1 protein-coding gene is annotated in these 501 nt (G+C 57.5%); it reads left to right on the top strand.

The window, feature by feature from the left end; genetic code table 11:
• Positions 1-501: immunoglobulin-like domain-containing protein (locus tag ACYSTU_RS26990; RefSeq protein ID WP_499002757.1), on the top strand; the 501-nt coding region annotated here is incomplete at both ends.

Here is a 501-nt window from a genome sequence, read left to right as displayed (position 1 = left end):
TCAGACAGACCATCACCATCGGCGTCGGTCAGACTACTGGCACCGCAACCGCTGTTGCTGCGAACGATGCGCTGACCGGCAACGCTCCGATCACCAACTCGATCACTGGCGTAACTGGCGGCAATTTCGAAGATCTGGTTGCAGACAAAACTCCAGTTTCGACCACTGTTACGGATGTTAACGACACCACCAATCTGTCGCTCAGCGCCAGCAACTCGGTGGCTGAAGGTGGCCAGATCACTTACACCGCGACATTGACCAATGCTGCTGGCTCACCCGTGACCGTGACTTTGTCGAACGGTGCAGTGATCATCATCAAGGCTGGTGAAACCAGCGGCACCGCGACCGTTCCTGCGCCAGCCGATGACGTTTATAAAGACGCCGGTTCCGTGCAGGCGACGATCACCAGCGCTACCGGTGGAAATTTCGAGAACCTCGTTCCGAGCACTGCTCCGGCCGTTACGACAGTCACCGACACCATCGACACTTCGACGGTCAAGC

The sequence above is a fragment of the Pseudomonas glycinis genome (genome assembly GCF_054871425.1).
Note: the sequence above shows the minus strand (reverse complement) of the source record. Positions and strands in the feature narration are given on the sequence as shown.